Genomic DNA, 25,392 nt, shown 5'->3' with positions numbered 1-25,392 from the left:
CCTGAGTGCTTGGGGTGAGGGTGGTTTCGGGGAATTTATCGCTATTTTGCGTCTGCGCGGGCGTGAAGTGGATTCAGATGACTTTGCACGCCTGGATCCAAACATTATATGAATAATGTCAAATATAGATGCGCATAACGTTAAATATCTAACGGTTTACGTTGTAATACTTGCTATTTACTGAGATTCCGATCGGAAACCGAGAAAACTCCGCGCCCAGCCCGCATGTTCAGGAACGCAAACCCGCAAAAAAGCGACACGCTCACGCGTGTCGCCCCTCACGATCCAACCAATCCGCCAAAGCCCGTCACATCGTCCGTAAAACGGCGCGCTTGAGCTTCCCCGTCTCCGTTCGCGGCAAAGCGTCGATAAACGCGATCAACCGCGGATACTTGTACGCCGCCACAGCCGCTTTCACGAAGTTCTGCAACTCGGCCACCATCGCGTCGTCGCCGTCGAAGCCGGGTTTCAGCACGACGAACGCCTTCACCACCTGGCCGCGCACCTCATCCGGCACGCCCGTCACGCCGCATTCGGACACGGCAGGGTGCTGCATCAGCACGGTTTCGACTTCCGGGCCCGCGATGTTGTATCCCGAGGAAACGATCATGTCGTCGGCGCGCGCCTGGTAGAACACGTAGCCATCGGCGTCGATGGACACCGCATCGCCAGGCAGATTCCAGCCGTCGCGCACGAACTTCAGTTGCCGCTCGTCGGCCAGATAGCGGCAGCCCGTCGGGCCGCGCACTGCGAGATTGCCTGTCGTGCCGGGCGGCACCGGTTGCAGTGCATCGTCGAGCGCCTGCACGACATAGCCCGGCACTGCGCGGCCGATCGAACCGGGCCGCACCTCGCTACCCGCCGAGGAAATGAAAATGTGGATCATCTCAGTGCCGCCGATGCCGTCGATCATCTCGATGCCCGTCGCCTCGCGCCACAACTCGCGCGTGGTGGGCGGCAGCGCCTCGCCGGCCGAGACCGTCTGGCGCAGACTGGAGATATCCGCGTCTTTCACAAGCGGCGCCATCTGCCGATAGAACGTAGGCGCTGTGAAGACGATGGTCGCGCGGAATTTCTCGATCGTTTGCAGCAGCAGGGCAGGCGTCAGCTTTTCGATCAGCACGGTCGACGCGCCCACGCGCAGCGGAAAGCACAGAATGCCGCCGAGCCCGAATGTGAACGCGAGCGGCGGCGTGCCGCAAAACACGTCGTCGGCCGTGGGCTTGAGGATGTGGCGCGGGAACAGATCGCACATCGCGAGCACGTCGCGATGGAAATGCATGCAGCCCTTCGGCGTGCCCGTGGTGCCGCTCGTAAACGCGATCAGGCAGACGTCGTCGCTTGCGGTGTCGCACGCCGTGAATTGCGCGGGCTTGTCCGCTGCGAGCGTTTCGAGGCTATCTGGCGCGTCGTCGTGGAAGTAGCGCACCTGTTCGAGAGCCGCGCAGAAGTATTCGTCGGCGGAATTGGTGCAGCGCGCGAGTTCGTCGGCGAGCCGCACATCGCAAAGCGCCGCGCGAATATTCGCCTTGTCGATAATCTGCTTGAGTTCTTTCGCGCGCAGCAGCGGCATCGTCGGCACCACCACGAGACCGGCCTTGAGCGCGGCGAGCATCGCGACCGCCATCTGCGGCGTGTTCGGTCCGCGCAGCAGCACGCGGTTGCCGGGCTGCAACTTCATCTCGTCGACGAGCACGTGCGCGCTGCGGTCGACCAGCTCGCGCAATTGCGCATAGGTGGTCGCCTGCGGCTGTCCGTCGACTTCGGACCAGATCGCCGGACGCGCGCCGTGTCCGGCCTCGATCGCGCGGTCCAGCAACTCGGCCGCGCAATTCAGGCGCGCCGGATAGGCAACATCGGGATTGTCGAGCAGCAGCGCGGGCCATTGCGATTCGGGCGGCAAATGATCGCGTGCGAAAGTATCGACGTGAGCGGTCGGTTGCATGGTGTCTCCGGCTTCGGTCTGAACAGACTGGCGCGCGTTTTATGCGTATTCCTGGCGCGCTCCTTGATATGAGATTCGCTGCGCGCTATGCGTGGCTAAGTCGCGCGTCGTCGGGAATCACGGCGGTCGCCTCGATCTCGACTTTCGCTTCGTCTTCGATGAGCGCGACGACCTGTATCGCGCTCATCGCGATGTCGTAGTCGCCGATCAGATCGCGAAACGCCCCGCCGATTTCCTTTAGTGATGCCAGGTATTCCTGCTTGTCGGTCACGTACCACGTCATGCGCACGAGATGTTCCGGCTTGCCGCCCGCGGCGTCGAGCACGGCCACGATGTTGCGCAGCGCCTGCACGGCTTGCGCGCCGAATTCGCGGCTCGTGAATTTTGCGTTTTCGTCCCAGCCGATCTGGCCGGCGATAAAAACCTGCGTGCCGCGCGCGGCGACGCCGTTCGCGTAACCGCGCGGCTTGATCCAGCCTGCGGGAAGAAGGGCTTTTTTCATGGGTTTTTCGCGTTCGTTGAGTGGTTCAGCGCGCATCACGACGCCGGGTGTTCGGCGTGATACGACTTGAGCAGATCGCGGCCGACGATCAACTGCTGCACTTCGGTCGCGCCTTCGTAGATGCGCAGCGAGCGAATCTCGCGATACAGCGACTCGACCACGTTGCCGCTTTGCACGCCCATGCCGCCCCAAAGCTGCACGGCGGCGTCGATGACTTGCTGCGCGCCTTCGCTCGCATGCCATTTCGCCATCGCGGCTTCGCGCGTAACGCTTTCGCCCTGATCGCGCAGCCACGCCGCGCGATAGACGAGCAGGGCGCTGCTGTCGATCGTCAGCGCCATCTGCGCGAGCTTGGCCTGCGTGAGCTGGAAGTCGCCGAGCGTCTGATTGAACATCGTGCGCGACGCGGCGCGCGCGAGCCCTTCGGCCATCGCACGGCGCGCGAAACCGAGCGACGCGGCGGCGACCGAGGTGCGAAAAATATCGAGCGTGCGCATGGCGATCTTGAAGCCTTCGCCGGGCGCGCCGAGCAACTGGCTTTTCTTGACGCGCGCGCCCGTGAAGCGCAAGCGCGCGAGCGGATGCGGCGCGATCACGTCGATACGTTCGGCGATGTCGAGCCCCGGCGTATCGGCATCGACAATCAGCGCGCTGATGCCGCGTGCGCCCGGCGCTTCGCCTGTGCGTGCGAACACCACATAGAAGTCGGCGATGCCGCCGTTCGAGATCCACGTTTTCTCGCCGTCGAGCACGTAATGATCGCCTTCGTCGCGCGCGGCCAGTGCCATCGCGGCGACGTCCGAGCCCGCGTTCGGTTCGGAGAGCGCGAAGGCGGCAATTGCTTCGCCCTTCGCCACGCGCGGCAGGTAGCGCGACTTCTGCGCGTCGTTGCCCGCGAGCGAGATCGCGCCCGAGCCGAGGCCCTGCATCGCGAGCGCGAAGTCGGCGAGACCCGAATGTTTTGCGAGCGTTTCGCGCAGCAGGCAAACGGCGCGCGTGTCGATGGTATCGCCGTGGCCGCCGTAAGCAGTGCCGCCCACGCCATAGCGCAGCCAGCCCGCTTCGCCGAGTTGACGCACGAGCTTGCGGCAGGTGTCGTCGACGTTATCGTGCGAAACGTGCGTGAGATGCTCGCGCGCCCACGCTTCCACGCCTTTCGCGAGCGCGCGGTGACGGTCCTCGAAAAACGGCCACGCGAGCGCGTCGTGCAGATGGGTTTCAGCCGGTGCGTTCACGCTCAATCTCCCTTGAAAACCGGACGCGTCTTCGCGGCAAACGCGTCGTAAGCGCGGCCGAAGTCGCGCGTCGCCATGCAGATCGCCTGCGCCTGCGCTTCGGATTCGATCGCTTCGTCGATGCTCATGGTCCATTCCTGATGCAACATCGTCTTGGTGATGCCGTGCGCGAAGGTCGGGCCGGAAGCAAGATCGGCGGCGAGTTTCCGTGCGTTGGCGAGCAGTTCGGCGGGGTCGCACAGGCGGTTGTAGAAGCCCCATGCGTGGCCTTCTTCGCCGCTTGCCGAGCGTCCCGTGTAGAGGAGTTCGGCGGCGCGTCCCTGACCGATGATGCGCGGCAGGATCGCGCATGCGCCCATGTCGCAACCGGCGAGGCCCACGCGCGTGAACAGGAACGCGAGCTTGCTGCGTGCGGTGCCGTAACGCATGTCGGAGGCCATCGCGAGGATCGCGCCCGCGCCCGCGCAGACGCCATCGACGGCGGCGATGATCGGTTGCGGGCAATGACGCATTGCTTTCACGAGGTCGCCGGTCATGCGCGTGAACATCAGCAGTTCGGGCATCGGCAAATCGATGAGCGGCGCGATGATGTCGTGCACGTCGCCGCCCGAACAGAAGTTCTCGCCCGCGCCATGCAGCACGACGGCCTTCACGTCGGTCGCGTAGGCGAGTTGGCGGAACAGGTCGCGCAGTTCCGCATACGATTCGAACGTGAGCGGATTTTTGCGCTCAGGGCGATTCAGCGTGATCGTCGCAACGCGGTCTTCGACCGACCAGCCGAAGTGCTTCGCCTCGTAACCGGCGAGCGTGACGCGGTTGCCCGCGAGGAGCGCGTCGGCGCTCGAACGTTCTGTCGTCAAGGTCTGTCTCCTTCCTGAATCCTGCTTGAAATCCGGGTGAATGCGAGCGTCGCGGCGGCGTCTTGATTGCGCCGTTCGCTCAGCCCGGCAAACTGTCGCGCAGATGCTGCTTGAGTTTGCCGAGCCGGTCATGCATCTTCGACTTTTCGTCGAGCGAGAGGCCACCCAGCATTTCCACCACCCATTGCTCGTGCGCGACCGCCATGCGATCGAATGCGGCACGGCCTTCGGGCGTGAGCCGCACGGCGATCGAGCGGCGGTCGTCCGGGTCGGCGTCGCGCACGACGAGGCCTTCTTTTTCGAGCTGATCCGTGATGCCCGTGACGTTGCCGCCCGTCACCATCAGACGGCGCGACAGTTCGGTCATTCGGAGTCCTTCTGGATGACGTTCGAGCTGCGCCATCAGATCGAAACGCGGCAGCGTCGTGTCGAATTCGCTGCGCAGACGGCGGCGCAATTCGGCTTGCACGAGGTTCGTCGTGGTGAGCAGGCGCAGCCACAGACGCAGGCCCATGTGGCTGTCGGTGCCCGTGCTCATCTCCATGTCGACGACATTGTCCGCGGGCTGCGCAACGCCTTTGCGCGGCGACTTCGCGGCTGCCGTCTTGCGGGCGGGCAGGGTCATGTAATTTCTCCACCAGAAACGGATATCGATTGCCCGGTGATCGCGGACGATCCGGGCGCGCACAGCCACAACACGGCGTTGGCGACTTCGTCCGGTGTGACGAAGCGCTGCTGCGGATTGTGGCGCACGAGGATGCTACGCGCCTCGGCCTCGCTGCGCGAGGTCTTACGCGTGATCTGCGCAAGAGAAGCCTGTAAAAGTTCGGTTTCCGTGTAGCCGGGGCAGACCGCGTTCACGGTCACGCCTTGTGTGGCAACTTCGAGCGCGAGCGCGCGCGTCATGCCGATTACGCCGTGTTTCGAGGCGCAATACGCAGCCACATACGGATAGCCGACCTGGCCCGCCGTGCTCGCGACGTTCACGATGCGCCCGTGCTTGCGCGCGAGCATCGCGGGCAGCACGGCGCGCGTGCAGAGAAACGCGCCCGTGAGATTCACGTCGAGCATGCGCTTCCAGAGCGCGAGATCGGTTTGCGTGAACGGCGAGGCGGTGGCCTGACCCGCGTTGTTCACGAGGATGTCGATGTCGCCGAGTGCCTGTACCGCGCGCGCGAATGCGTCGTTCACGGCGGCTTCGTCGGCGACATCGACGCTCACGCAGGCGATGTTCTCGCCGCCGCCGAGCGTGTCGCGCTGCGCTTCGAGCTTCGCCATGTCGCGGCCCATCAGCGTGACGCGCGCGCCCGCGTGCAGCAGCGCCTTGGCGGTGGCGGCGCCGATGCCGCTGCCGCCACCCGTGACGACGGCGTGACGTTGATGCAATGCGTCGTTCATGCTCATACCGTGCCTTCCGCGCGTTGTGCGCGTTCGAGCGGCGACAGACCTGCGGCAGCAGCAGCTGCGGCGCGCTCGCGTTCGATGTTGCGTTCGAGTTGATTCTTCGCGGCCGTGTATTGATGCGGCCACATCACATCGAAATAACCGATCTTCGCGGCTTCGTTGAGCGTCCACGCCGGATTCGCGAGATGCGGGCGAGCCACCGCGCACAGATCAGCGCGGCCCGCCGCGATGATGCCGTTCACGTGGTCGGCCTCCGAGATCGCGCCCACGGCGATGGTGGCGATGCCCGCTTCGTTGCGCACGCGATCCGCGAACGGCGTCTGGAACATGCGGCCATACACGGGTTTTTCGTCCTTGCTCACCTGGCCCGAGGACACGTCGATCATGTCGGCGCCCGCCGCCTTGAACGCGCGTGCGATCGCGACGGCGTCGTCGGGCGTGATGCCGCCTTCGACCCAGTCATGCGCCGAAATGCGCACCGAAATCGGCTTGTCTTGCGGCCACACGGCGCGAATCGCACTGAAGATTTGCAGCGGATAACGCAGGCGGTTGTCGAGCGAGCCGCCATAGTCGTCCTCGCGCTGATTCGTGAGCGGCGAGAGAAAACTGGAGAGCAGATAGCCGTGTGCGCAGTGCAGTTCGAGCCAGTCGAAACCGGCTTCGACGGCCATTTGCGTCGAGCGCACGAATTGCGCTTCGATCTCGCGCAGTTCGTCGGCGCTCGCGGCATGCGACCACTGGCTCACGCCGCGCAGATATTGTTGCGGCGACGCCGATACGAGCGGCCAGTTGCCATCGTCGAGCGGCTGGTCGATGCCTTCCCACGCGACGCGCGTCGAGCCTTTCGCACCGGAGTGGCCGATCTGCACGCCGATCTTCGCATCCGACTGCGCGTGCACGAAATCGACGATGCGCTTCCACGCCGTCACATGTTCGGGCGCGTACAGACCGGGGCAGGCGGGCGTGATACGCGCTTCGGGCGAGACGCAGGTCATCTCGGTCATCACGAGTCCCGCGCCGCCCATGGCGCGCGCGCCGAGATGCATGAGGTGATAGTCGCCGGCCACGCCGTCTTGCGCGGAATACTGCGCCATCGGCGAGACCACGACGCGATTCTTGAGCGTCACGCCGCGCACGCGATACGGCGTGAACATCGGCGGCACGGGGCGCGCGTCGATTGCGGCGTCAGGATTCGCGCGTTGCGCGAGCCATGTTTCGAAACCGCCGAGATAAGCCGCGTCGCGATCGCGCAGATTCTCGTGCGAAATGCGCTGCGAACGCGTGAGCAGCGAATAGGCGAATTGCTCGGGTTCGAATTTCGCGTAACGGTCGACGTGCTCGAACCACTCGGTGGAATTGCGCGCGGCATTCTGAATGCGCAGCACGTCGACGCTGCGCACGCTCGTGTAATGCGCGAGCGCGGCGCGCAAATCGTGCGGATGCGCGTCCATGCTGTTGGCGAGTTCGATCGCGTCTTCGAGCGCAAGCTTGGTGCCCGATCCGATCGAGAAGTGCGCCGTGTGTGCGGCATCGCCCATCAGCACGACGGGCGTTTGCTGGCCCTGGCTGCCGGTTTTCCAGTGCACCCATTCGCGATTGACGACGCGCGGAAAGCGGATCCATTGCGACGAACCGCGCAGATGCGAGGCGTTCGAGCGCAGCGCATGGCCGTCGAGATAGCGCGCGAACAGCTTTTCGCAGAACGCGATGCTGTCCTCCTTGCTCATTTCGTCGAGGCCCGCCGCGCGCCAGACGTGCTCCGGCGCTTCGACGATGAAGGTCGAGGTGTTGTCGTCGAAACGATAGGCGTGCGCCTGAAACCAGCCGTGCTCCGTTTCTTCGAATGCAAACGTGAATGCGTCGAACAGTTTCGACGTGCCGAGCCACACGAAACGGCAGTCGCGCAAATCGATATCGGGCTGATACGTGGCGGCGTATTTCTGGCGCGTCGCGCTGTTCAGGCCGTCGCTCGCGATGATGAGGTCGGCGTTTTGCACGTCGTCGTCGCTCATCTGGGTCTCGAACACGAGCTTCACGCCGAGCTGCTCGCAGCGCGCCTGCAAAATATTCAACAGACGCTTGCGGCCGATGCCGCAAAAGCCGTGGCCCGACGAACGGATCGAGCGGCCGCGAAAATGGATTTCGATGTCGTCCCAGTGATTGAAGGCGTCGAGAATATCGGCGGCGCTTTCCGGGTCGGCCGCGCGCAGGTTGCCGAGCGTCTGGTCCGAGAACACCACGCCCCAGCCGAAGGTGTCGTACGGGCGGTTGCGCTCGATTACCGTGATCTCGTAGTCGGGGTGACGGCGCTTCATCAACAGGCCGAAGTACAGCCCGGCGGGCCCTCCGCCGATACAGGCAATGCGCATGCTAGCTCCCGTGGTCAGTCCTTGAGGTTAATGTAGGTCTAAATATTTTAAGTGTCAAGTAATTGAGCGTGACGGAATGGCGGAGGGTTCGCCGGGATGTCGTGCGGATGCGTGCCGCATAAGTCGCGGCATCGGCAACACATTGGGCGGAACCTCGCGCGCGATCGCGCGTCAACCCGGACATGGGGCGCGCGGCATCCTTACGGCGGCCTTGCCGGTCGAGGGAGAAACTGCGTGCGCAACCGCAGATGTGCCATGCTGGATGTCGAGGAAAGATTCGACATGCGCTGGCACCGAATTCGCATGGTGTAGCGATGAAACGAACCGGTTTTTACGAAGCGCTTTCGGATGCCCGGCATTTTCATGCGCTTTTCGTGCGCCGTGCAGCGGCATCGAAACTGTCAGTCATCCTCATGAAAGCATTCGCGTAGTCATCGACAGCCACATCCAGCAGAGACGTCTTTCTCAATCGCCACATCCGCCAGGGACGACGGGAGTCTTCATTGATGAGCCAGACAGCGAAGCGATCGATCGAAATCGACTTTTTCCGTGGTTTCGCGCTGATCGCCATTGCACTCGATCACATTCCTTCCAGCGTGTTGTCGCACGGCATGCTGCACACGTTCGCGTATTGCGACTCCGCCGAGGTGTTCGTGTTCGTGAGCGGCTACGTGGCGGCCGCGAGCTGGCTCGCGATTGCCGCGCGCAAAGGCACGGAAGCCGCCAATCGCCGCTTTTTGAGGCGCGGGCGCGAGATCTATGCCGCGTATCTGTGCGCCGCCGCGTTGATGCTGCTTTCTGGTGCGGCAGCCGTCGCGCTGCGTGTGGATTCGCCGCTGGTCGCGGAGACGGGCTTTCTGCGCTTTACCTCGCATCCGTTCACGATGCTCGGCAATATCGCGATCTTCCGCGATCAGCCGTATCTCGCGGGCGTGCTGCCGCTCTATGTGATTCTGGTGCTGATGCTGCCGCTCGTCATGCCGCTGGCGCGCCGCCGTCCCGATCTGGTGCTGCTCGGCAGCTTCGCGACATGGTTCGCCGGATGCTGGCTCGTGCGTTTCTTGCCCACGGTGCCGGGTTCGATCTGGCCGTTCAATCCGTTCGCGTGGCAGGCGATGTTCCTGCTCGGGCTGCTGTGCCGCCTCTATCCGGTGACCGATGCGTTCCAGATCTCGCGGCTCGGCCGGCTCCTCACGGTGCTCGCGATCACGCTGGTCGTGGCGTTCGCGGTCGTGCGGCTCTTTATCGAAGTGACGCCGCAGCCCGGCTATATGAAGCAGAACCTCGCAAGCCTGCGCATCGTGAGTTTCGCCGCGGTCGCGTGGCTCGCCGCGCAAGCGGTGCGACTCGGCTGGATCGGCTGGCTCGCGCGGCGCTTGCCGGGCGTCGTGAGCGTGGGGCAGCAGGGGCTCGTGTGCTTCGTAGGCGGCGCGCTCGTGTCCAACGCCGTCGATACGCTGATTCGCGCGACGCACGTTTCGGCGATCTTGCCGGCCCGTCTCGCCGGTGACGTGCTGGCGATCGGCGCGTTGTTGATCCTCGCGGGCGGCGCGCGTCGTTTGAAAGCGGAGTTGCGTCCGCGCGTGGCGCTCACCTGATCGCGCTGTGTGAAGGCAAAGGTGAGGGTTTGCGGGAGCGATGGGAAACGAGCCGCGCAAGGCGGCTCGTCATCGCGCTGAAATTGCGCTGAAACCCGTCATTGCAGGTTATGGTCCCGCGTCATCCTTGACCGTCAAGGTGAGCGTTTGCGGGAGCATGCGCAGTCGATAGCGCAATCAGCCGAGTTCGCGTACATCGGCGATTGGCGTCGAGCCGAAGGCGTCGCTCAGCGCGTAGTCGATCAACAGACGCGCCGCGTGGTCGGGCGTCGCCAACTGACCGTTCTGCTTCAATTGCTCGAATCGTTCGCGTTGCGGGAAGTTGTCCGCCGACGTGGAGCGGATCGTCGCCTGCATGCCGGTGTCGACCACGCCGGGCGCGACGCTGCAGATGCGCACGCCGCGCGGCGCGTCGAGCGCGACCGCGCGTGCGTGATGATCGAGCGCGGCCTTGGTCGCGCAATAAACGCTCCAGCCCGCGTAGGCGTTGCGCGCGGCGCCGCTGGAGACGTGCAGGATGCGCCGCGAGGCGGCGTGGCCCGAACCGGCGTCGCTGGCCAGTGCGTTGGCGAGCATCAGCGGCGCGGCGACGTTGAGCGTGATCGCGCGGGCGATGGCGCCCGCGTCCTGTACGCCGAGCGGCGCGATCGGGTCGACGGTGCCTGCGTTGTTGAACAGCAGCACGCAATCCGCGCCTTGCGCGAATGCGCTCAGCGCGCCGCTGGCGAGCCAGCGCTCGACGGCGGCGGGATCGGCGAGATCGACGGCGGTTTCGGCGAAACGCGCGGCGCTTTGGTCCGAAGCTTTTGCGGCGGTCTGTGCGGCGAGCGTCGGATGCGCGCTGCGGCCCACGCCGAGCACGTCGATCTGGCGCTCAAGCAGCAGTTCGGCGAGCGCGGCGCCGAGTCCGCGTGAATGTCCGGTGACGATGGCGCGGATCGAAGAAGGCGAAGTCGAGGAAACGTTCATGTTTGTGACAAAAAAAGCGCACGATGCGCGCGGGGGCGCGTGCGGCGGAAAAAATGGGGGCGCGGTGCGTGTGCGAAGCGAGGAAATCCGCAAAAAACCCCGTAAAAACAGGGTGATTCGCACGCAAGGCCGGTTTTCGCGGAGGCCACGTTAGCAGGCGATCCAGCGCTTCGCTCGCGCTGCGAGCGGCACGCGCGTGGCATCGGCGAGTCGCGGCGACAGAAATGCTGCGCGCGATTCTGTATCATAGCGTCCGATCCAATAAGGAAGAGAGCTGGACGTGAAAGCCGCAACGCAACAACGCCGTACCCTGAGCTTCAAGGATGGTCTTCTCGAAATCAAGAAGAGCATGGGGATGGGCACGGGACAGCCGCCCGAAGAACAGGCGCAGTCGCCGCAAGGCAAGTCCTCGCCCAAGGGCGCGCAGGGCCCGCGTCGTGGGCAGGGTGCTCCGGGCCACAAGGGCCCGAAGGGTCCGCGTCCGGCCGGCGCGGAGGAAGCGCGCGCGCGCGGTCCGCGTCCGTCGCATGGCAAGCCGCAGGGCAAGCGCGCCGAGGGCGCCGCTGATGGCGGCAAGCCGCAGGAAGGCCGCGGTCAGGGCCGTCCGCGCGGTCCGCGCGACGGCGAGCAGCGTCAAGGTCAGGGCGCACGCCAGGGGCAAGGGCAAGGTGAGGGCCGCGGCCCGCATCGTCAGCGTCCGGCGCGTGCGCAACAACCGGCGGCGAACCTCAGCGAAGCCGAAAAGGCCCGCATCGAGCGCAATCGCCAGCTCAACACGGTCTGGAACGTTTTCGCGAAGCTCTATCCGACTTTCCGCGAGCGTCTGCCGCTCAAGATCGGTGTCGTCGAGGATCTGGTCGCCGCGCACCCGGACTACGAGCGCACGCTGATCGTCGCCGTGCTCAAGCGTCACGTGAACCATCCGCGTTACCACGAGCGCGTGGCCGCGGGCGGCCCGCGTTACGAGCTGGACGGCACGGCGTCGGAAGGCCCGGGCATCGATCCGTCGCATGTCGGCCGCGCCAACGCGGCGCTCGCGCGCCAGAAGGCCAAGGCCGAGGCGCAAGCCAAGCCGCAGAACGCGGCTGCACCGGCAGCACCCGCCGCCGAACAAGCGGCTGAGCCGGCGGCTCCGGTTGCTCCGGCCGAAGCGGCCGCGGCCACCGAAGCGCAAGCGCCCGAAGCCGCGCCGCAAGCCGTGGAACCGGCTGCGCCCGAAGCACCGGCCACCCCGGCTGCGGACGGCGACACGCCCGCCGCGAACGCCTGAGCGCGTCGGCCGCCGTCTGAGCGGGGCGGCCATCCCGGTTAGCGGTCTCGAACCGGCGCGCCCTTCCGCGCGCCGGTTTCGCGTCTGCACGCCTGCCTGCGCGCGGCATCCGGTCCGGCGTTCGAAGCGGACTGTTCAACGGTCACCCCGTCTCGATTGCCGCGCCTCGCCATGAATCTACGCCAGCTCGAACACGTGATCGCCCTCGCCGAAGAGGGCAGCTTTGCACGCGCCGCGCAGCGCGTCCATTTGAGCCAACCCGCGCTGAGCCGCAGCATCCAGTCGATCGAGGACGATCTCGGCATGGCGCTGTTCGACCGCACGACGCGCGAGGTGCAGATCACGCCCGCGGGCGAAATGGTCGTGCGCCGCGCGAAAAAAGTGCTGTTCGAGGCGCGCTGCCTCGTGCGCGACGTCGATCTGCTGCGCGATCACGGCATGAGCGCCGTGAGCTTCGGCGCGGGGCCGTATCCGGCGGCGATGCTGCTGCCCGCCGCGCTCGACGAACTCGCGCGCCATCATCCGCAATTGCGCATCAACGCCGCCGTCGACAACTGGAAGAATCTGCTCGACGCGCTGCACGCCGAAACGCTCGATTTCCTGATCGTCGATATTCGCGGCGCCCAGCCGACCAGCGAGGTCGACGTGATGGCGCTGCCGCGTCACCAGGCGGCGTGGTTCGTGCGCGAGGGGCATCCGCTCGCGGGCCGCGCGGGGCTCGACGCACAGGCCTTGCACGCGTACCCGGTGGTGTCGGTGCCGCTGCCCGATCCGATGCGCGAGGCGCTGCGCAAATGGCTCCGTTACGCGCCGAATCACGAACTCGAATTTCATCTCGTCTGCAACGATGTGCATGTGCTGCAGGAGTACGCGCGCAAAACCGACGCGCTCCTGCTGCTGACCACGCACGCGATGTCGGATCCGGCGCGCATGGCCGGGCTCGTGCCGCTTTCGCTGCCCACGCGCTCGCCGCTGTGGCTGCAGTTCGGCATCGTCCATCTCGCGGGGCGCACGCTGTCGCCCGCCGCCGAACAGGCGATCGGCGCGTTCAAGCGCGTCGCCGCCACGCCATCCCGATAAATCTCCAAGGCGATTGCCACCGCGCCCCGGGCGGCGCTTCGCATTCATGCGCTCGATCTATTGATTCGATGCAAATTATGCAGTTGTATTATTGATCCGTGCATCGTCCAATGTCTCCCGATGCGGCAGACGAGGCGACCGGCGCTGGCCGGCCGTCCGAAAAAAAGCCGCGAATGGAGACGCAATGACGTTCGAGACGCATACTCGCGCCCAGCGATGGTTAATCGTCGCCGGCCTGTTTTTCTTTCTCGCCATCAATTTCGCCGACAAGGCGCTCATCGGTCTGGCCGCCGAGCCCATCATGCGCGAGCTCAATCTCACGCACGGGCAGTTCGGCCGCATCGCCGCCAGCTTTTTTACGTTGTTTTCGATTTCCGCGCTGCTCGTGGGCCTGCTGTCGAATCGCGTGAAGACGCGCTGGCTGCTGCTCGCCATGGCCGTCACGTGGTCGATTTCGCAGGTGCCGCTGCTCCTCTTCGCCGCGCCCGCCACGCTCGTGCTGTCGCGCGTGCTGCTCGGCGCGAGCGAGGGGCCGGCGTATCCGGTCGCGGTGCACGCGCTCTACAAGTGGTTTCCCGATCGCGAACGCGCGGTGCCGTCGGCGCTGCTCACGATCGGCGCGTCGTTCGGCGCGGGGCTGATCGCGCCGCTCATCACGACGGTGATCGTGGCCTTCGGCTGGCGCGCGGCGTTCCAGTTGCTCGCAGTCGTGGGCCTCGTGTGGAGCGCGCTGTGGCTGTGGATCGGCAAGGAGGGGCCGCTCGGCGGGCATGACGACCCGCACGCCGTGGCGGCTCGCACGGGCCACGGCGAGGGCGCCACGGCCTATCCCGAGCGCATTCCGCTGTCCGCGCTGCTGCTGTCGCGCACCTGCGTCGGCAGCGATCTCGCGGGCTTCGCGGCCTATGTGATCCTGACCGTCGCGACGGTGTGGCTGCCGAGCTATCTCGTGCGCGTGGCGGGCTATTCGCTCACGCAGGTCGGCTGGATCGTGGTGCTGCCCGCGTTCGGTCAGATGGTGAGTTCGCCGCTGCTGAGCTGGTGGTCGCAGCGGCTGATGGCGCGCGGCGTGTCGAGCCGCCATGCGCGCGGCACGCTCGGCGCGGCGGCGGTGGTGGCCTCGGGCATCGCGCTCGTCCTGATGACGCGTCTGGGCACCGGCCCGCTGCTTATCGCGGCGGTGACGGTGGCTTTCTCGCTCGCGTCGTTCACGTTCGTGAGCGGCATGACGCTCGCGGGTGAGATCGTGCCGCCCGCGCAGCGCGGCGGCGTGCTCGGCATCAACGTCAGTATTGCGACGCTTGGCGGGCTGGTCACGCCGGCCGTGATCGGCTCGGTAATCGACCGCGCCGCCAGCCCGGTCGCCGGTTTCCAGACGGGGATGACGCTCGCGGGCGGGTTCGCCATCATCGCCGGGCTGGTCGCCGCCTTGCTGATTCATCCCGAAGGCGACCGCGCGCGTTTCGCCGCGCTTGCTCGCAACGAACAGCCCGAAAGCGTGGCGAGTCCGCTGGTGTCGGGCGAGCGCTGAGCGCACGCCACTGGCGAGTCGATCGCCCGTAACGATGCGCGAAACGCGCTCGCTCGATCTCCGATAGACAGGAATCCAAAGTTATTTGAAAGCGCAGGAATATCGCTATGTATACGCAGGCCATGAGCCAGATTGATCCGCTGATGCAGTCCGATGAAGATCCCGTCATCGCGCTGGTGAGGATGGCGGCGGGGCCGCTCGCGCTCGCGCGCTATCCGGTCGTCGAGGTGATGCGCACGTGCGCGCTGCACACGCAGCCGCATTCGCGCAGTCCGTTGCGCGCGCCGTTCAATACGCTCTATGCGAGCGAGCGCCGCTGGACCCACGAGGACCGCGACATCGTCACGCCCGCCAACGATTTTCTCTACCTGAATGCGTGGATCGATCTCTCGAACGGTCCCGTCGTGCTCGACATTCCGCCGGTGGAGGACGCGCGTTATTTCGTGATCGAACTGCTCGACGCCTTCACCAATAACTTCACGAATCTCGGGCCGCGCAACATGGGCACGCGCGGCGCGCGCGTCGTGCTGCACGCGCCGGGGCAGCAGCCCACGGGCGACGGCACGCCGGTGGCCTGTCCCACGGCGCTCGTGTGGCTGCTCGGCCGCGTGCTCGTCCAGGCCGATAGCGATCTGCCGCGAGCGCGCGAGGCCGCCGTCGGTTTCCGCCTGAGCGGCCCGCGTTCCGAAGGCCCGCAGTGCGTGCGGGAATGGGGAGAAAACGATTGTGAAAGCGGCGACGCCGCGCTCGACTTCTTCCAGCACGTCTTCGATTCGTTCGCCGATTTCCCGCCGCGCGCCGACGAGGCCGCCGCCTTCAGCATGTTGCTGCGCGCCGGTCTGCGCGAGCACGGCCGGACCGACGTGAGCGCGCTGCGCGAGAAAGTGCAGCATGGCTTGCGCCGCGCGTATGCCGACGCGCAAGGTCTGCTGCTCGCGTTCACGGAAAGCCGCACGCGCCGCAACTGGGTCTACAGCCTCGAACTCGGGCGCTATGGTCATGCGCATCTGCTGCGCGCGTGTATCGCGATGAAGGGTCTGGGCGCGCTCGCGTCGGAAGAGGCCGTCTACGCGACCGCCGATTTCGACGATGCCGGCGAGCATCTGCACGGCGCGCGCCGCTACAGCCTGTATTTCGCGCCGGGCCAGTTGCCGCCTGTCGATGCACTGTGGTCGCTGTCGCTCTATGGCGCGGACCGCTATTTCGTCGATAACCCGATCCGCCGTTACGCGATCGGCGACCGCACGCCGGGTCTCCAGTACGACGCCGACGGCGGCCTGCGCATCGTCATCCAGCACGACGCGCCCGCCGATGCGGGCGCGAACTGGCTGCCCGCGCCCGCCGACGGCTTCTATCTGATTCTGCGTTTCTATCATCCGCAGGCCGCGTTTCTCGAAGGGCGCTATGCGATTCCGCCGGTGCACAAGCTCTCCGACGCGAACGCCTGACGCCGACGCCATTCATCTCGCTACACATCGCCATGAATACTCCGACTGTCTCATCCGCATCGCTTGACGATTCCGCTGCCGCGAGCCGCGAACTGTTCGATCTCGCCGTCGAGGCGGTGCAATTCGCGCTGCCGCTTTACGAAATGGCGCGCATGTTGTCCGCGACCTGTCCGCGCGTCGAAGGCCCGGACGCGCCCGACGCGAATCACGCCAATCACACGAATGCGCGCTGGGCCAACGCCTGGCTGCACACGCGCCAGTTGCTCGGGCCGCAGCATCGGCGCGTCGTCACGCCGAACAACGACACGCTTTATTCGAGCGCGTGGCTCGACCTGCGCGGCGGCCCGCTCGTGATCCGCGTGCCGGCCATGCACTCACGCTATTACGTGCTCGGTATGCTCGACATGTTCACGAATCCCTTCGGCTATATCGGCAGCCGCACGACCGGCGGCGACGCGGGCGCGTTCTTCGTGCACGGGCCGTCGTGGCGCGGCGAGGTGCCCGCGGGCATGCGCGTGCTTGCGTGTCCGACCGATACGGTCTGGGTGATCGGGCGCATTCTCGTCGATGGCGCGGACGATCTCGCGGCGGCCGTGCAGTTGCAGGATCAGTTGTCGATCGAACGCGCGCCCGGCGGCACGGCCCCGGTGCCGACGCGCATCGACGCCTGGTTGCAGCCGCAGGATCGTCTCGGCGATGCGGCGCGCTTCGTTCAGGTCGTGAACCGCGCGCTCGCGGAGAACCCGCCGCCCGCCAGCGCGCAGGCCAACGTCGCGCGGTGGCGCGCGTGCGGTATCGGCGTGGAATGTGCGAATCGTGAGGATGGTGCGGATGGCGCCACGCTCGACGCCGCGCAAGCCGACGCGCTCACGCACGCCATTGCGCAGCTCACGCGCGAACTCGCGAGCGCGCCGCCGCTCTCGCTGGGCGGCGGCTGGGCGCTGCCGGTCGATGTGCGCGAAACTTTCGGCGACGACTATCGCGAGCGCGCGCAGGTCGCGCTCAGCTATATCGGCGCGCTCGGCATCGAGGAAGCGATGTACATCACCGCCGATTGCGACGCCGAAGGCACGCCGCTCGACGGCCGCGAATCGTACGTGCTGCGCTTCGCGCCGGGCGCGGCGTTGCAGGTCGAGGCGTTCTGGTCGCTGACGGCCTACGAGCGCGCGACCTGCATGCTGGCCGAGAACGCCATCGGCCGCTATTCGCTCGGCGACCGCACGCGCGGTCTGCATCACGACGACGATGGCGGCTTGCGTATCGCGATCTCGGCGCGCGAACCCGCCGATCCGGTGCTGCGCGCGAACTGGCTGCCCGCGCCCGACGAGCGTTTCTATCTGGCGCTGCGGCTTTACGTGCCGCGCGCGGTGCATCTCGAAGGGCGTTACGCGTATCCGCCGGTGGAGCGGCAGCGCGGGTGAGCGGATGAGTCTGAGCAACGCCGCGCGCCGGTTTGCGCGCGGTTGGCGGATCAGCGTTCGCGCGAACGCGACTGGTTGCGTGTGGCGTCGCGCGCGCTTGGGGCCTTGGTGGCCGAGGCGTTTTGCGCGCCCGATGCCGCGACTGATGATGACGCTCCAGTTGGCGCCGACGCCGCGCTCGCACCGCTTGTCGCTGAACTGGCGGTGGACGCTGCGGTGGCCGCTGCGTTGGCCACCGCATTCGCCGCCAGCGTGGCAGAAAACGCGCCGGTGTAGGCCGCGCTCGCGCTGGCTGCCGCAGCATCGTCGGCGCTCGGGGCGCTCGCACTGTCGAGCACGTGGCTGAACTCCATGGCGCGCGCGCGGATCTTCTGCGCGTAGGCTTTCGAGCCGCCGTAGTTCTTCATCGCCGCGTCGAGATCGCCGCCAGCATCGCGCTTGTAGCCATAGAGGATCGACGAGCCGACATCGATATTGACGTCGGGGTCGGTGAGGTCCTTGTTATGCAGCAGACTGCGGTGCGCCGACGGCACGACCTGCATGAGCCCGGTGGCGTTGTTCGCGCCGCGCGCCTTTTCGCGAAAGCGCGACTCGATCGAAATGATGGCGAGCAGCACGGCGGGCGGCAGCGAGTATTTCGCGGCGGCCGTAGTCACGGCCTCGGAAATCTGCGCAGCCTTTTCCTTCGCCAGACCGAACTTCTGGGTGAGGTAGGTGGGGAGCTTCTGATTGTCCTCGGGGGGCTGCTGGGCTGCTGCGTATTGCACGAAGCCCGGCAGCATGGCGAGCAGGCAGACGATCCGCCTCATGGCCGGTCCATATCGCGAAAAATGAGTGAACGATCAACTGGCGCACAGTATAACCGTCTCGCAAAAAAAGACAGCCGGGATCCGTCCCCGGCTGTCTTTCGGTTTTTAACGCGACGGCCCCGGCGCGGGGCGCGTGCGGCGAGCCGCTCAGTCCTTCTTGACCGACGCCTGATAGATCTCGTCGATGCTTGCGGCAAGCGTGGCGTCGAACTCGGCGTCGCTCATCTGCTTCGTGAGGTCGTTGATCAGCGCGCGCGAGAAGCTCGCGATCATGCCGTGGTTGTGCGCGAGGCGCGCGCACGCGTCGCTGCGCGAATAGCCGCCCGAGAGCGCGACCACACGCACGACGCGCGGATGATCGATGAGCGGCTGGTAGAAGTCGGGCGTGTCGGGGATCGTCAGCTTGATCATGACGTCGCTCGATGCGGGCAGGGCGTCGAGGCCCTTGAGCAGTTCGTCGCGCAGCAGCGCTTCGGCCTGGGCCTTGTCGGGCGCCTTGATCGACACTTCGGGTTCGAGGATCGGCACGAGCCCGTGCGCGCTGATCTGCGCGCCGACCTCGAACTGCTGCTTCGCGATCGCTGCGATGCCCTCGGGCGAGGCACGCTCGATCGTGGAGCGCATCTTGGTGCCGAAAATGCCGGCTTTGCGGGCACGTTCGAGCAGCGCGTCGAGGCCGGGGTTCGGCTTCATGAGGCGCACGCCGTCGGCTTCCGCTTCGAGACCCTTGTCGACCTTGAGGAACGGCACCACGCCACGGTCTTCCCAGAGGAACGCGGGCACGGGCTTGCCGTGCGCCTGGCCGTCCATGGTCTGCTCGAACAGGATCGCGCCGATCACCTTCGCGCCCGTGAATGCCGGCGCGCTGATGATGCGCACGCGCATCTCGTGCATGAGGCGGAACATGGCGTCGTCGCCCTGATAGTCGCTCTCGGGAATGCCGTATTGCCGCAGCGCGCCCGGCGTGGAGCCGCCGCTCTGGTCGAGCGCGGCGATGAAGCCCGGTTTGTCGCGCATCTGCTGCAACATCGTGTCGTTGGCCATCTTCATTTCTCCCGAAAAAAGGCGCCGGGGGCGGCGCGGTTACCTGGAGCCCGGTGGTCGGCCTGGCGGGCGAGTCCGTTTCGACGAGTGTACTGGCGCTGCGTGACAGCGTCTCGCCGAACTGTGTGCTGGCCGTGCGTTGCCGGACTCATGAGTCGATTCGAAAGGCGAGAAGCAAGCGCGATGCCAGCCCCGGCCGATTTCGCGCTGCGATGCGAATTGCCGTTATATTTTTCCGGCTCAGTGCAAATGCGCATTGAAAAAAATCGAATAAATCAGGGTAAAAAATGCGGCAATCGAATTGCGCGTTCGATTATGCGGCGTATTGGGATTGCGGCGGCGTATTGCGCCTGCATATCGACGCATTTCCGGTGCGAGTGACTCACGTCAATAAGCCGGAAGAGTCCGAAATTCATTGAGCATTCCCGGTTGTCGCCGCCCCGGCCGCAGCGCTAGTATCCGCCATGCAGGGAAAATATCGGATTTTCAATTGCCCGATATGATTCTTTATCGGCCCGGCATCATTCGTTTTGTCGTGCATTTCATTTCGCATAAACCGCCATGCGCGCGGGCTCTTGCGAATTGGCCCGCCGATGAATTGACCCGACGCAGAGTCCGGGAGTCGTACCTTGTCTTTTTAGCCAGGCGGATTTGTTTAGCATTCGCTTCATCGTCGTTCCGTTTTTTATTGGCTTGCCTTTTCAGCGCCGTTGCGCCGGCACGCGCGCTATGCGAACTATCACGATAATCGGAAAAGAACCATGAAAAATCGCATCCTCATGAGCGCGCTCGCCCTGGCGGCCGCGTCGTTCGCCCACGGCGCGGCGGCGGCCGAAGCCCCGTCTCAAGGTGCGCCGCAACCTCACGCGGCGGCGCTGCCGCCCGGGCCGGTGGCAGGCTACGCGATGTCCGAGGCGTACGCGCGCACGCTGGCGCGCAGCCTTTACGTCTGGGCCTGGCCGATGACGAACATCTACAACCGCCTGCTCGCGGCGCGCCAGGTGCCCACGCCGGGGCTGAACGGCGGCATCGTGCCGCTCGCGCCGCCCAATCACCTGTCGATGCTGCACGACTACATCGAACCCGCCGAGCGCTTCGTGGCCTGCCCGAACCAGGATGTCGTGTACGGTTCGGCCGTGGTCGACCTCGACGCTTCGCCGGTCGTCGTGCAGGTGCCCGACTTCGGCAGCCGCTTCTGGGTGATCCAGGCCGTCGACACGCGCACCGACAGTTTCGCGAGTCTCGGCAAGATGTATGGCACGAAGCCTGGCTTCTATCTGCTCGCCGGCCCGAACTGGAAGGGCAAGGTGCCTGCGGGCATCCAGCACGTGTTCCGCTCGCCCACTTCGGTGGGGCTCGTGATTCCGCGCGTGTTCATGGACGACACGCCGGAAGACCGCAAGGCGATCCAGACGACGATCGACCAGATCGGCGTCTATCCGCTCGCTGAATTCGACGGCAAGATGAAACGCACCGACTGGGCCGCGCTGCCGCACTTCGGCAAGGACGGCGGCGGCGGCGACACGGAAATCCGTTTCGTCGAGCCCGAGAAGTTCTGGGACGAACTCCCGCTCGTGCTCAAGGCCACGCCACCGCTGCCCGGCGAACAGGCGCTCTACACGCAGGCCGAAGCGCTGCTCGCGGCCGCGCGCCAGGACCCGGCGATCAAGGCCGCGATCGTCGACGAAGCGAAGAAGGCCGACACCGAAGTGGTCGCGCCGATGTTCAACTTCAACAGCTTCGGCCATGCGCTCAACGACAACTGGCACACGATCACCAACGGCGCGGCATTCGGTACGGACTACTACACGCGAACGGCGGTCGCCAAGTCGAACATTCTCGTCAACAAGAGCAACGAGACCAAATACTTCTATCTCGACGCCGATGCGGGCGGTCAGCGCCTGAACGGCTCGCATGCGTACACGGTCACGTTCCCGAAGGGGCAGCTGCCGCCCGTGAAGGGTTTCTGGTCGCTGACGCTCTACAACGAGCATCACTTCTTCTCGCCGAACGACATCAAGCGCTATTCGGTGGGCACGAAGAACAAGGACCTCAAGCTCAACGCAGACGGCTCGCTCACGATCTATATCCAGAACGCGCCGCCCGAGGGCGACAAGCGCGCGAACTGGCTGCCCGCGCCCGCAGGCCAGGACTTCTCGCTGTACGTGCGCGCGTACTGGCCCGAGCCCGCGGCGCTCGACGGCTCGTGGACGCCGCCTCCGGTGCGCGCCGCCAGCGCGTCGAACCCGTAATCGGCGAGCGGAGGAGACGCATGATGAACCTGAACACCTCGTTGCGCGGCATCGCACTTGCCGTCGCGCTCACGGCGTCCTGCATGGCGTGGGCGCAAGCCACGCCGGACGCCGCACCAATCGCACCGATCGCACCGATCGCACCGCACTATGGCGAACTCGCGAACCTGCCGTTCCCGGGCGGCTATCCGGCGGCGAAGTCGGTCCAGTCGCTGCAAGACGAGTGGCTGTTTCAGCGCGCGGTCCAGACGTATATCTGGGCGATTCCCGCGCTCAACATGTACGCGATGAAGGAGGGCTCGGAGCGGCAGTTCGGCGCGGGGTACAACGTGCTGCCCATCTTCAAGGAGCGGCTCGACGCGCGCACGCAGATCACCACGCCGAATTCGGACGTGATCTACGCGCTCGGTTATCTCGACGTGGGCAAGGACGGCCCGATGGTGATCGAAGTGCCGCCCGGCCTGCAAGGCATTCTCGACGACTTCTTCCAGCGCCCCATTTGCGGACCGAAGCTCGAAGGGCGTGTCATGTGCGGCGACGTCGGCCTGCCGGGCCCCGACAAGGGCAAGGGCGGCAAATATCTCGTGCTGCCGCCCGGTTACGACGGTCCGGTGCCCGAGGGCTATTACGTCTATCGTTCGCGCACGAACGGCGTGTTCGTGTTCTGGCGCGGCTTCTTCAAGAATCCGAAGGCGCTCGCGCAGCCGGTCGGCGTGCTGGAGCAAACGAAGATCTATCCGCTCGGTCAGCAGGCCAGTGCGAAACCCATGCAGTTTCCCGACGCGTCGGGCGTGCCGGTCAACATGCTCTATCCGACCGACGGCAGCGCGTTCGACATGCTGTCGCGTTTCATCGACAGCGAGTATCCCGATCCCGCCGATATGGAAATGCGCGGCATGGCGGCGAGTCTCGGCATCGTCAAGGGGCAGCCGTTCAAGCCGGACGAGCGCACGCGCAAGATTCTCGACGCCGCCGCGCGCACGGCGGCGAAGATGGCGCGCGTGATCGCCGTCGCGCCGCCCGCGAATACGCACGCGCAAACGTGGTATCCAGACCGCCAGTGGCTCAACGTGTTTCCGGGCAACGCCGAATTCACGTCGCCGACTTTCAACTACATCGACATTCGCACCGGGTTCTTCACCTACGCGTACTCGGCGAGCCCCGGCATGGCCGTCAATATGGTCAACGTGGGCGCGAAATATCCGGTGGCGTTCAAGGATGCGCAGGGCCGTTTCCTGATGGGCGAGCACACCTACAAGCTGCATTTGCCCGCGGGCATTCCGGCGCATATCTTCTGGTCGGTCACGGCCTACGATGCGTGGAGTGCTTCGGGGTTGCAGAACGGCCAGGCGTTTCCGTCGATCAACACGATGGACGAGCCCGCGAAGAACGCCGACGGTTCGATCGACATCGTGTTCGGGCCGAAGCCGCCCGCCGACGCGAAGAACTACATCCGCACCTTGCCGGAGAAGGGCTTTTTCGTGATCCTGCGGTTGTACGGCCCGACGCAGCCGTTCTTCGACAAGACCTGGAAGCCCGACGACGTCGAGCGCATCGACTGAATCATGGCCTGAATGCTGCACGCGGCAGTAAAAAAAGCGGCCCTTGCGGGCCGCTTTTGCCTTTAATGGAGCGAAGCGCTTTAGAAGCGGTGCGTCATGCCGACCGCACCCATCGCCTGTTTGGAACCGCCTTCGGGCACGCTCACACCGGGCCAGCTCACAGTAGCCGTGCCGTTGTTCTTGAAGTAACCCGCGCGCGCGTAGAGGCTCGTGCGCTTCGAGATCCAGTGATCCATGCCGATCTGGAAGCCCGGCGTGTTGTCGTGCGCGCCGCGCACGTTGCGGTAGAGCGCGGCAAGCTGGATTTCGTCGACGGCGGTCGCCTGAATCGTCGCGCCGATTTCAGCAATGCTCAGCGAGTGCGCGGAGCCGAGCCGCGCGGTGAACGAGCCCGGCGCCGGTTCGCCCTTCGGCCGGTTGTACGAGTAGTTCGCCTGAAGATTCACGGGACCGATGCGATACGCGAGCGCGGCAATGAAGTGCTCGGTATTCATCAGGTCGATCGAGGCGGGCAGCGATGCGTAGCGCGCCGTGCCGCTGTGCTGGTAGACATACGCGAGCCCCGCGTAAAGCCCGCCGCCCGTGAAGTTCACGCCGAGGTTCAGCGTGTTGCCGAAGGTCGAGGGCACCGGTTGCGTGACCGTCTCCGAGAAACCGTACATCGTATAAAGCTGGACGCCGCCGATGCGCGGCGTCTGGTAGAGCACCGAGTTGCTCAGGCGCGCCGAGTCGTATTGCGTGGACAGCGTGTTGCGGTCGACGGCCAGCACGTAGGCGGCGAACGGCGAAAGCCCTTCGTTGACCTTGAACGGATCGGTCGGGTAGATCACGCGGAAGCTCGAATCGTACTGACGTCCGAACGACAGCGAACCGTATTTCTCGTGCTTGAGGCCGACCCAGGCCTGACGGAAGAACAGCTTGCTGGTGTCGGCGTAGAGCCCGCCGTTATTGAGGTTGAAGCCCGTTTCCACGTTGAACTGCGCGAGCAGCCCGCCGCCCAGATCCTCGGTGCCTTTCAGGCCGAACAACGAACTCGTGGAGCCCCCGCTTTTGAGCGCGACGGTGTTCTTCCCGTCGTTGCTGAGGTACTGCATGTAGGTATCCGCGACGCCGTACAGCGTCACACCCGATTCGGCTGCCACCGCGCCGCTTGCCGCCACTGCGAGAGCAATGCCACATAACCCATGCCTGCGCACACGCATGTATGTCTCCAATATATTTATGTAAGCGTCATGAAAAGCGAATGACCGTGCTAATTAAAGGGGCATCGAAATTCGCTGTCCACTGCATTGTTTTCATGAGGAGCTTGCAGAAAGCGCATGGGACGAAGGCCGACGGGTGCGCGTCGCGCTGAGAGCGAGTCCTGATGCGGTTTGCAAGGCGTGGGGAGGCGCGCAGCGCGGGGGCAGGCCGCGCGCCCGGACACGCGGGCGGCGATCCGCCTGTGGCGCGCGCGCAGCAGGCGGCGCAGGCGAGACCGCGCGAGCCGGTTTAGACGATGACTTGCGCGTGCGCCGAGCGATTGCTCGCGAGCAGCGTGGAGAGCCGTCGCAGCGCGGCCTGAAGTTGACTGCGCTCGGCAGTGGCGCCCAGCGAGATGCGGATCGCGTTCGCCGTGCCGGGCCCTTGCTCGAATGCCGTCGACGGCGCGACGGCGAGGCCTTCGATATTCGCGGCCGCCGCGAGGTCGCGCGCCTGCCAGTAGCTCGGCAGCGCGTACCAGAGATGGATGCCCGCGCCCGCCGACGAACCGAGCATCTGCGCGGCCATGCGCTGGCGCTCGTGCGCCTCGGCGCGCACGCCATCGAAGATGCGCGCGGCCGTGCCGTCGCCGATCCACTGCATCGCCAGCGCGTTCGTGAGCGGCGCGGACATCAGCGAAAACGTGCGCAGCGCCGCCAGAAAGCGCGCGTGCGAGGCCACGTCGGGCATCACGAGGAAGGCCGTGCGCAAGCCGGGCGAGAGCGTTTTCGAGAGCGTCGAGAGATAGCAGACCTGCGAGGGCGCGAGGCGCGCGAGCGGCGGCGGGGCGTCGGGGGCGAAGCGCCAATAGGGATCGTCCTCGACGATGCGCACGTCGTAGCGCGCCGCGA

19 protein-coding genes and 1 pseudogene are annotated in these 25,392 nt (G+C 65.6%); 8 read left to right on the top strand and 12 right to left on the bottom strand.

Features of this window, described 5'->3' with window-relative positions:
* Positions 1 to 307: 307 nt before the first annotated feature.
* The 7 genes from LDO54_RS19095 to LDO54_RS19065 all read right to left on the bottom strand — a co-directional run bounded on the left by LDO54_RS19095 (position 308) and on the right by LDO54_RS19065 (position 8,315).
* Positions 308 to 1,945, bottom strand: coding sequence for an AMP-binding protein (locus tag LDO54_RS19095; RefSeq protein ID WP_224012244.1), 1,638 nt, complete (start codon positions 1,943 to 1,945; stop codon positions 308 to 310).
* Between the two features lie 85 nt (positions 1,946 to 2,030).
* Entirely contained in the window at positions 2,031 to 2,447 is a 417-nt protein-coding gene (locus LDO54_RS19090) for a RidA family protein (RefSeq protein WP_224012243.1), read from the bottom strand.
* A gap of 35 nt (positions 2,448 to 2,482) precedes the next feature.
* Complete coding sequence (locus tag LDO54_RS19085; RefSeq protein WP_224012242.1) at positions 2,483 to 3,682, bottom strand: acyl-CoA dehydrogenase family protein; 1,200 nt, start codon at positions 3,680 to 3,682, stop codon at positions 2,483 to 2,485.
* Between the two features lie 2 nt (positions 3,683 to 3,684).
* On the bottom strand, positions 3,685 to 4,542 hold the full coding sequence (locus LDO54_RS19080; RefSeq protein WP_224012241.1) for an enoyl-CoA hydratase family protein: 858 nt from the start codon (positions 4,540 to 4,542) through the stop codon (positions 3,685 to 3,687).
* A gap of 79 nt (positions 4,543 to 4,621) precedes the next feature.
* The gene (locus tag LDO54_RS19075) at positions 4,622 to 5,167 is read right to left on the bottom strand and encodes a MarR family winged helix-turn-helix transcriptional regulator (protein WP_224012240.1); all 546 of its coding nucleotides are present in this window, start codon (positions 5,165 to 5,167) and stop codon (positions 4,622 to 4,624) included.
* Positions 5,164 to 5,940 (bottom strand): SDR family NAD(P)-dependent oxidoreductase, encoded by a 777-nt coding sequence (locus LDO54_RS19070; RefSeq protein ID WP_436975628.1) that lies wholly within the window; start codon positions 5,938 to 5,940, stop codon positions 5,164 to 5,166. The genes LDO54_RS19075 and LDO54_RS19070 overlap by 4 nt, the downstream gene beginning before the upstream one ends.
* A gap of 2 nt (positions 5,941 to 5,942) precedes the next feature.
* Entirely contained in the window at positions 5,943 to 8,315 is a 2,373-nt protein-coding gene (locus LDO54_RS19065) for a bifunctional salicylyl-CoA 5-hydroxylase/oxidoreductase (RefSeq protein WP_224012238.1), read from the bottom strand.
* Between the two features lie 506 nt (positions 8,316 to 8,821).
* On the opposite strand from LDO54_RS19065, the gene opgC reads away from it, so the two are divergent.
* Positions 8,822 to 9,913, top strand: coding sequence for an OpgC domain-containing protein (opgC, locus tag LDO54_RS19060; RefSeq protein ID WP_224012237.1), 1,092 nt, complete (start codon positions 8,822 to 8,824; stop codon positions 9,911 to 9,913).
* A gap of 177 nt (positions 9,914 to 10,090) precedes the next feature.
* Here the strand turns inward: opgC and LDO54_RS19055 are convergent, their stop codons facing one another.
* Entirely contained in the window at positions 10,091 to 10,882 is a 792-nt protein-coding gene (locus LDO54_RS19055; RefSeq protein WP_224012236.1) for an SDR family oxidoreductase, read from the bottom strand.
* Positions 10,883 to 11,162: 280 nt separating this feature from the next.
* On the opposite strand from LDO54_RS19055, the gene LDO54_RS19050 reads away from it, so the two are divergent.
* The 5 genes from LDO54_RS19050 to LDO54_RS19030 all read left to right on the top strand — a co-directional run bounded on the left by LDO54_RS19050 (position 11,163) and on the right by LDO54_RS19030 (position 17,632).
* Positions 11,163 to 12,152 carry a ProQ/FINO family protein gene (locus LDO54_RS19050; protein WP_224012235.1) on the top strand — a complete coding sequence of 330 codons (990 nt, stop codon included), beginning with the start codon at positions 11,163 to 11,165 and terminating at the stop codon, positions 12,150 to 12,152.
* Positions 12,153 to 12,323: 171 nt separating this feature from the next.
* Positions 12,324 to 13,232: a LysR family transcriptional regulator gene (locus LDO54_RS19045; protein WP_224012234.1), complete on the top strand. Its 909-nt coding sequence runs from the start codon at positions 12,324 to 12,326 to the stop codon at positions 13,230 to 13,232.
* A gap of 184 nt (positions 13,233 to 13,416) precedes the next feature.
* Entirely contained in the window at positions 13,417 to 14,763 is a 1,347-nt protein-coding gene (locus tag LDO54_RS19040; protein ID WP_224012233.1) for an MFS transporter, read from the top strand.
* Between the two features lie 107 nt (positions 14,764 to 14,870).
* The gene (locus tag LDO54_RS19035; protein ID WP_224012232.1) at positions 14,871 to 16,211 is read left to right on the top strand and encodes a DUF1254 domain-containing protein; all 1,341 of its coding nucleotides are present in this window, start codon (positions 14,871 to 14,873) and stop codon (positions 16,209 to 16,211) included.
* A gap of 32 nt (positions 16,212 to 16,243) precedes the next feature.
* Entirely contained in the window at positions 16,244 to 17,632 is a 1,389-nt protein-coding gene (locus tag LDO54_RS19030) for a DUF1254 domain-containing protein (protein WP_224012231.1), read from the top strand.
* Between the two features lie 50 nt (positions 17,633 to 17,682).
* Here LDO54_RS19030 and LDO54_RS19025 read toward each other — a convergent pair whose 3' ends face one another.
* Positions 17,683 to 18,441 carry a transglycosylase SLT domain-containing protein gene (locus LDO54_RS19025; protein WP_224012230.1) on the bottom strand — a complete coding sequence of 253 codons (759 nt, stop codon included), beginning with the start codon at positions 18,439 to 18,441 and terminating at the stop codon, positions 17,683 to 17,685.
* Positions 18,442 to 18,588: 147 nt separating this feature from the next.
* Positions 18,589 to 19,485, bottom strand: a complete 897-nt coding sequence (locus LDO54_RS19020; RefSeq protein ID WP_224012229.1) for a fructose bisphosphate aldolase — start codon at positions 19,483 to 19,485, stop codon at positions 18,589 to 18,591.
* 761 nt (positions 19,486 to 20,246) lie between these two features.
* On the opposite strand from LDO54_RS19020, the gene LDO54_RS19015 reads away from it, so the two are divergent.
* Together LDO54_RS19015 and LDO54_RS19010 are read left to right on the top strand one after the other, a co-directional pair.
* Positions 20,247 to 21,737: a DUF1254 domain-containing protein gene (locus LDO54_RS19015; protein WP_224012228.1), complete on the top strand. Its 1,491-nt coding sequence runs from the start codon at positions 20,247 to 20,249 to the stop codon at positions 21,735 to 21,737.
* 23 nt (positions 21,738 to 21,760) lie between these two features.
* Entirely contained in the window at positions 21,761 to 23,299 is a 1,539-nt protein-coding gene (locus tag LDO54_RS19010) for a DUF1254 domain-containing protein (RefSeq protein WP_224012227.1), read from the top strand.
* Between the two features lie 80 nt (positions 23,300 to 23,379).
* Here the strand turns inward: LDO54_RS19010 and LDO54_RS19005 are convergent, their stop codons facing one another.
* Together LDO54_RS19005 and LDO54_RS19000 are read right to left on the bottom strand one after the other, a co-directional pair.
* A complete protein-coding gene (locus LDO54_RS19005; RefSeq protein ID WP_224012226.1) occupies positions 23,380 to 24,501 on the bottom strand; it encodes a porin in 1,122 nt (373 codons plus the stop codon).
* Between the two features lie 289 nt (positions 24,502 to 24,790).
* Positions 24,791 to 25,392, bottom strand: a pseudogene (locus LDO54_RS19000) (PLP-dependent aminotransferase family protein); the annotation flags it as partial.

This window comes from Paraburkholderia tropica (assembly GCF_914484835.1).
GTDB lineage: Bacteria > Pseudomonadota > Gammaproteobacteria > Burkholderiales > Burkholderiaceae > Paraburkholderia > Paraburkholderia tropica_A.
The sequence above is the reverse complement of the archived record's forward strand: the minus strand, read 5'-3'. Positions and strand labels throughout refer to the sequence as shown.

What these genes read in the sequence shown, in the direction of transcription:
- LDO54_RS19095 (WP_224012244.1), bottom strand. Translation starts at nt 1,945, where the DNA reads ATGCAACCGACCGCTCACGTCGATACTTTCGCACGCGATCATTTGCCG.
- LDO54_RS19090 (WP_224012243.1), bottom strand. Translation starts at nt 2,447, where the DNA reads ATGAAAAAAGCCCTTCTTCCCGCAGGCTGGATCAAGCCGCGCGGTTAC.
- LDO54_RS19075 (WP_224012240.1), bottom strand. Translation starts at nt 5,167, where the DNA reads ATGACCCTGCCCGCCCGCAAGACGGCAGCCGCGAAGTCGCCGCGCAAA.
- LDO54_RS19070 (WP_436975628.1), bottom strand. Translation starts at nt 5,940, where the DNA reads ATGAACGACGCATTGCATCAACGTCACGCCGTCGTCACGGGTGGCGGC.
- LDO54_RS19065 (WP_224012238.1), bottom strand. Translation starts at nt 8,315, where the DNA reads ATGCGCATTGCCTGTATCGGCGGAGGGCCCGCCGGGCTGTACTTCGGC.
- opgC (WP_224012237.1), top strand. Translation starts at nt 8,822, where the DNA reads ATGAGCCAGACAGCGAAGCGATCGATCGAAATCGACTTTTTCCGTGGT.
- LDO54_RS19055 (WP_224012236.1), bottom strand. Translation starts at nt 10,882, where the DNA reads ATGAACGTTTCCTCGACTTCGCCTTCTTCGATCCGCGCCATCGTCACC.
- LDO54_RS19045 (WP_224012234.1), top strand. Translation starts at nt 12,324, where the DNA reads ATGAATCTACGCCAGCTCGAACACGTGATCGCCCTCGCCGAAGAGGGC.
- LDO54_RS19040 (WP_224012233.1), top strand. Translation starts at nt 13,417, where the DNA reads ATGACGTTCGAGACGCATACTCGCGCCCAGCGATGGTTAATCGTCGCC.
- LDO54_RS19035 (WP_224012232.1), top strand. Translation starts at nt 14,871, where the DNA reads ATGTATACGCAGGCCATGAGCCAGATTGATCCGCTGATGCAGTCCGAT.
- LDO54_RS19030 (WP_224012231.1), top strand. Translation starts at nt 16,244, where the DNA reads ATGAATACTCCGACTGTCTCATCCGCATCGCTTGACGATTCCGCTGCC.
- LDO54_RS19025 (WP_224012230.1), bottom strand. Translation starts at nt 18,441, where the DNA reads ATGAGGCGGATCGTCTGCCTGCTCGCCATGCTGCCGGGCTTCGTGCAA.
- LDO54_RS19020 (WP_224012229.1), bottom strand. Translation starts at nt 19,485, where the DNA reads ATGGCCAACGACACGATGTTGCAGCAGATGCGCGACAAACCGGGCTTC.
- LDO54_RS19015 (WP_224012228.1), top strand. Translation starts at nt 20,247, where the DNA reads ATGAAAAATCGCATCCTCATGAGCGCGCTCGCCCTGGCGGCCGCGTCG.
- LDO54_RS19010 (WP_224012227.1), top strand. Translation starts at nt 21,761, where the DNA reads ATGAACCTGAACACCTCGTTGCGCGGCATCGCACTTGCCGTCGCGCTC.
- LDO54_RS19005 (WP_224012226.1), bottom strand. Translation starts at nt 24,501, where the DNA reads ATGCGTGTGCGCAGGCATGGGTTATGTGGCATTGCTCTCGCAGTGGCG.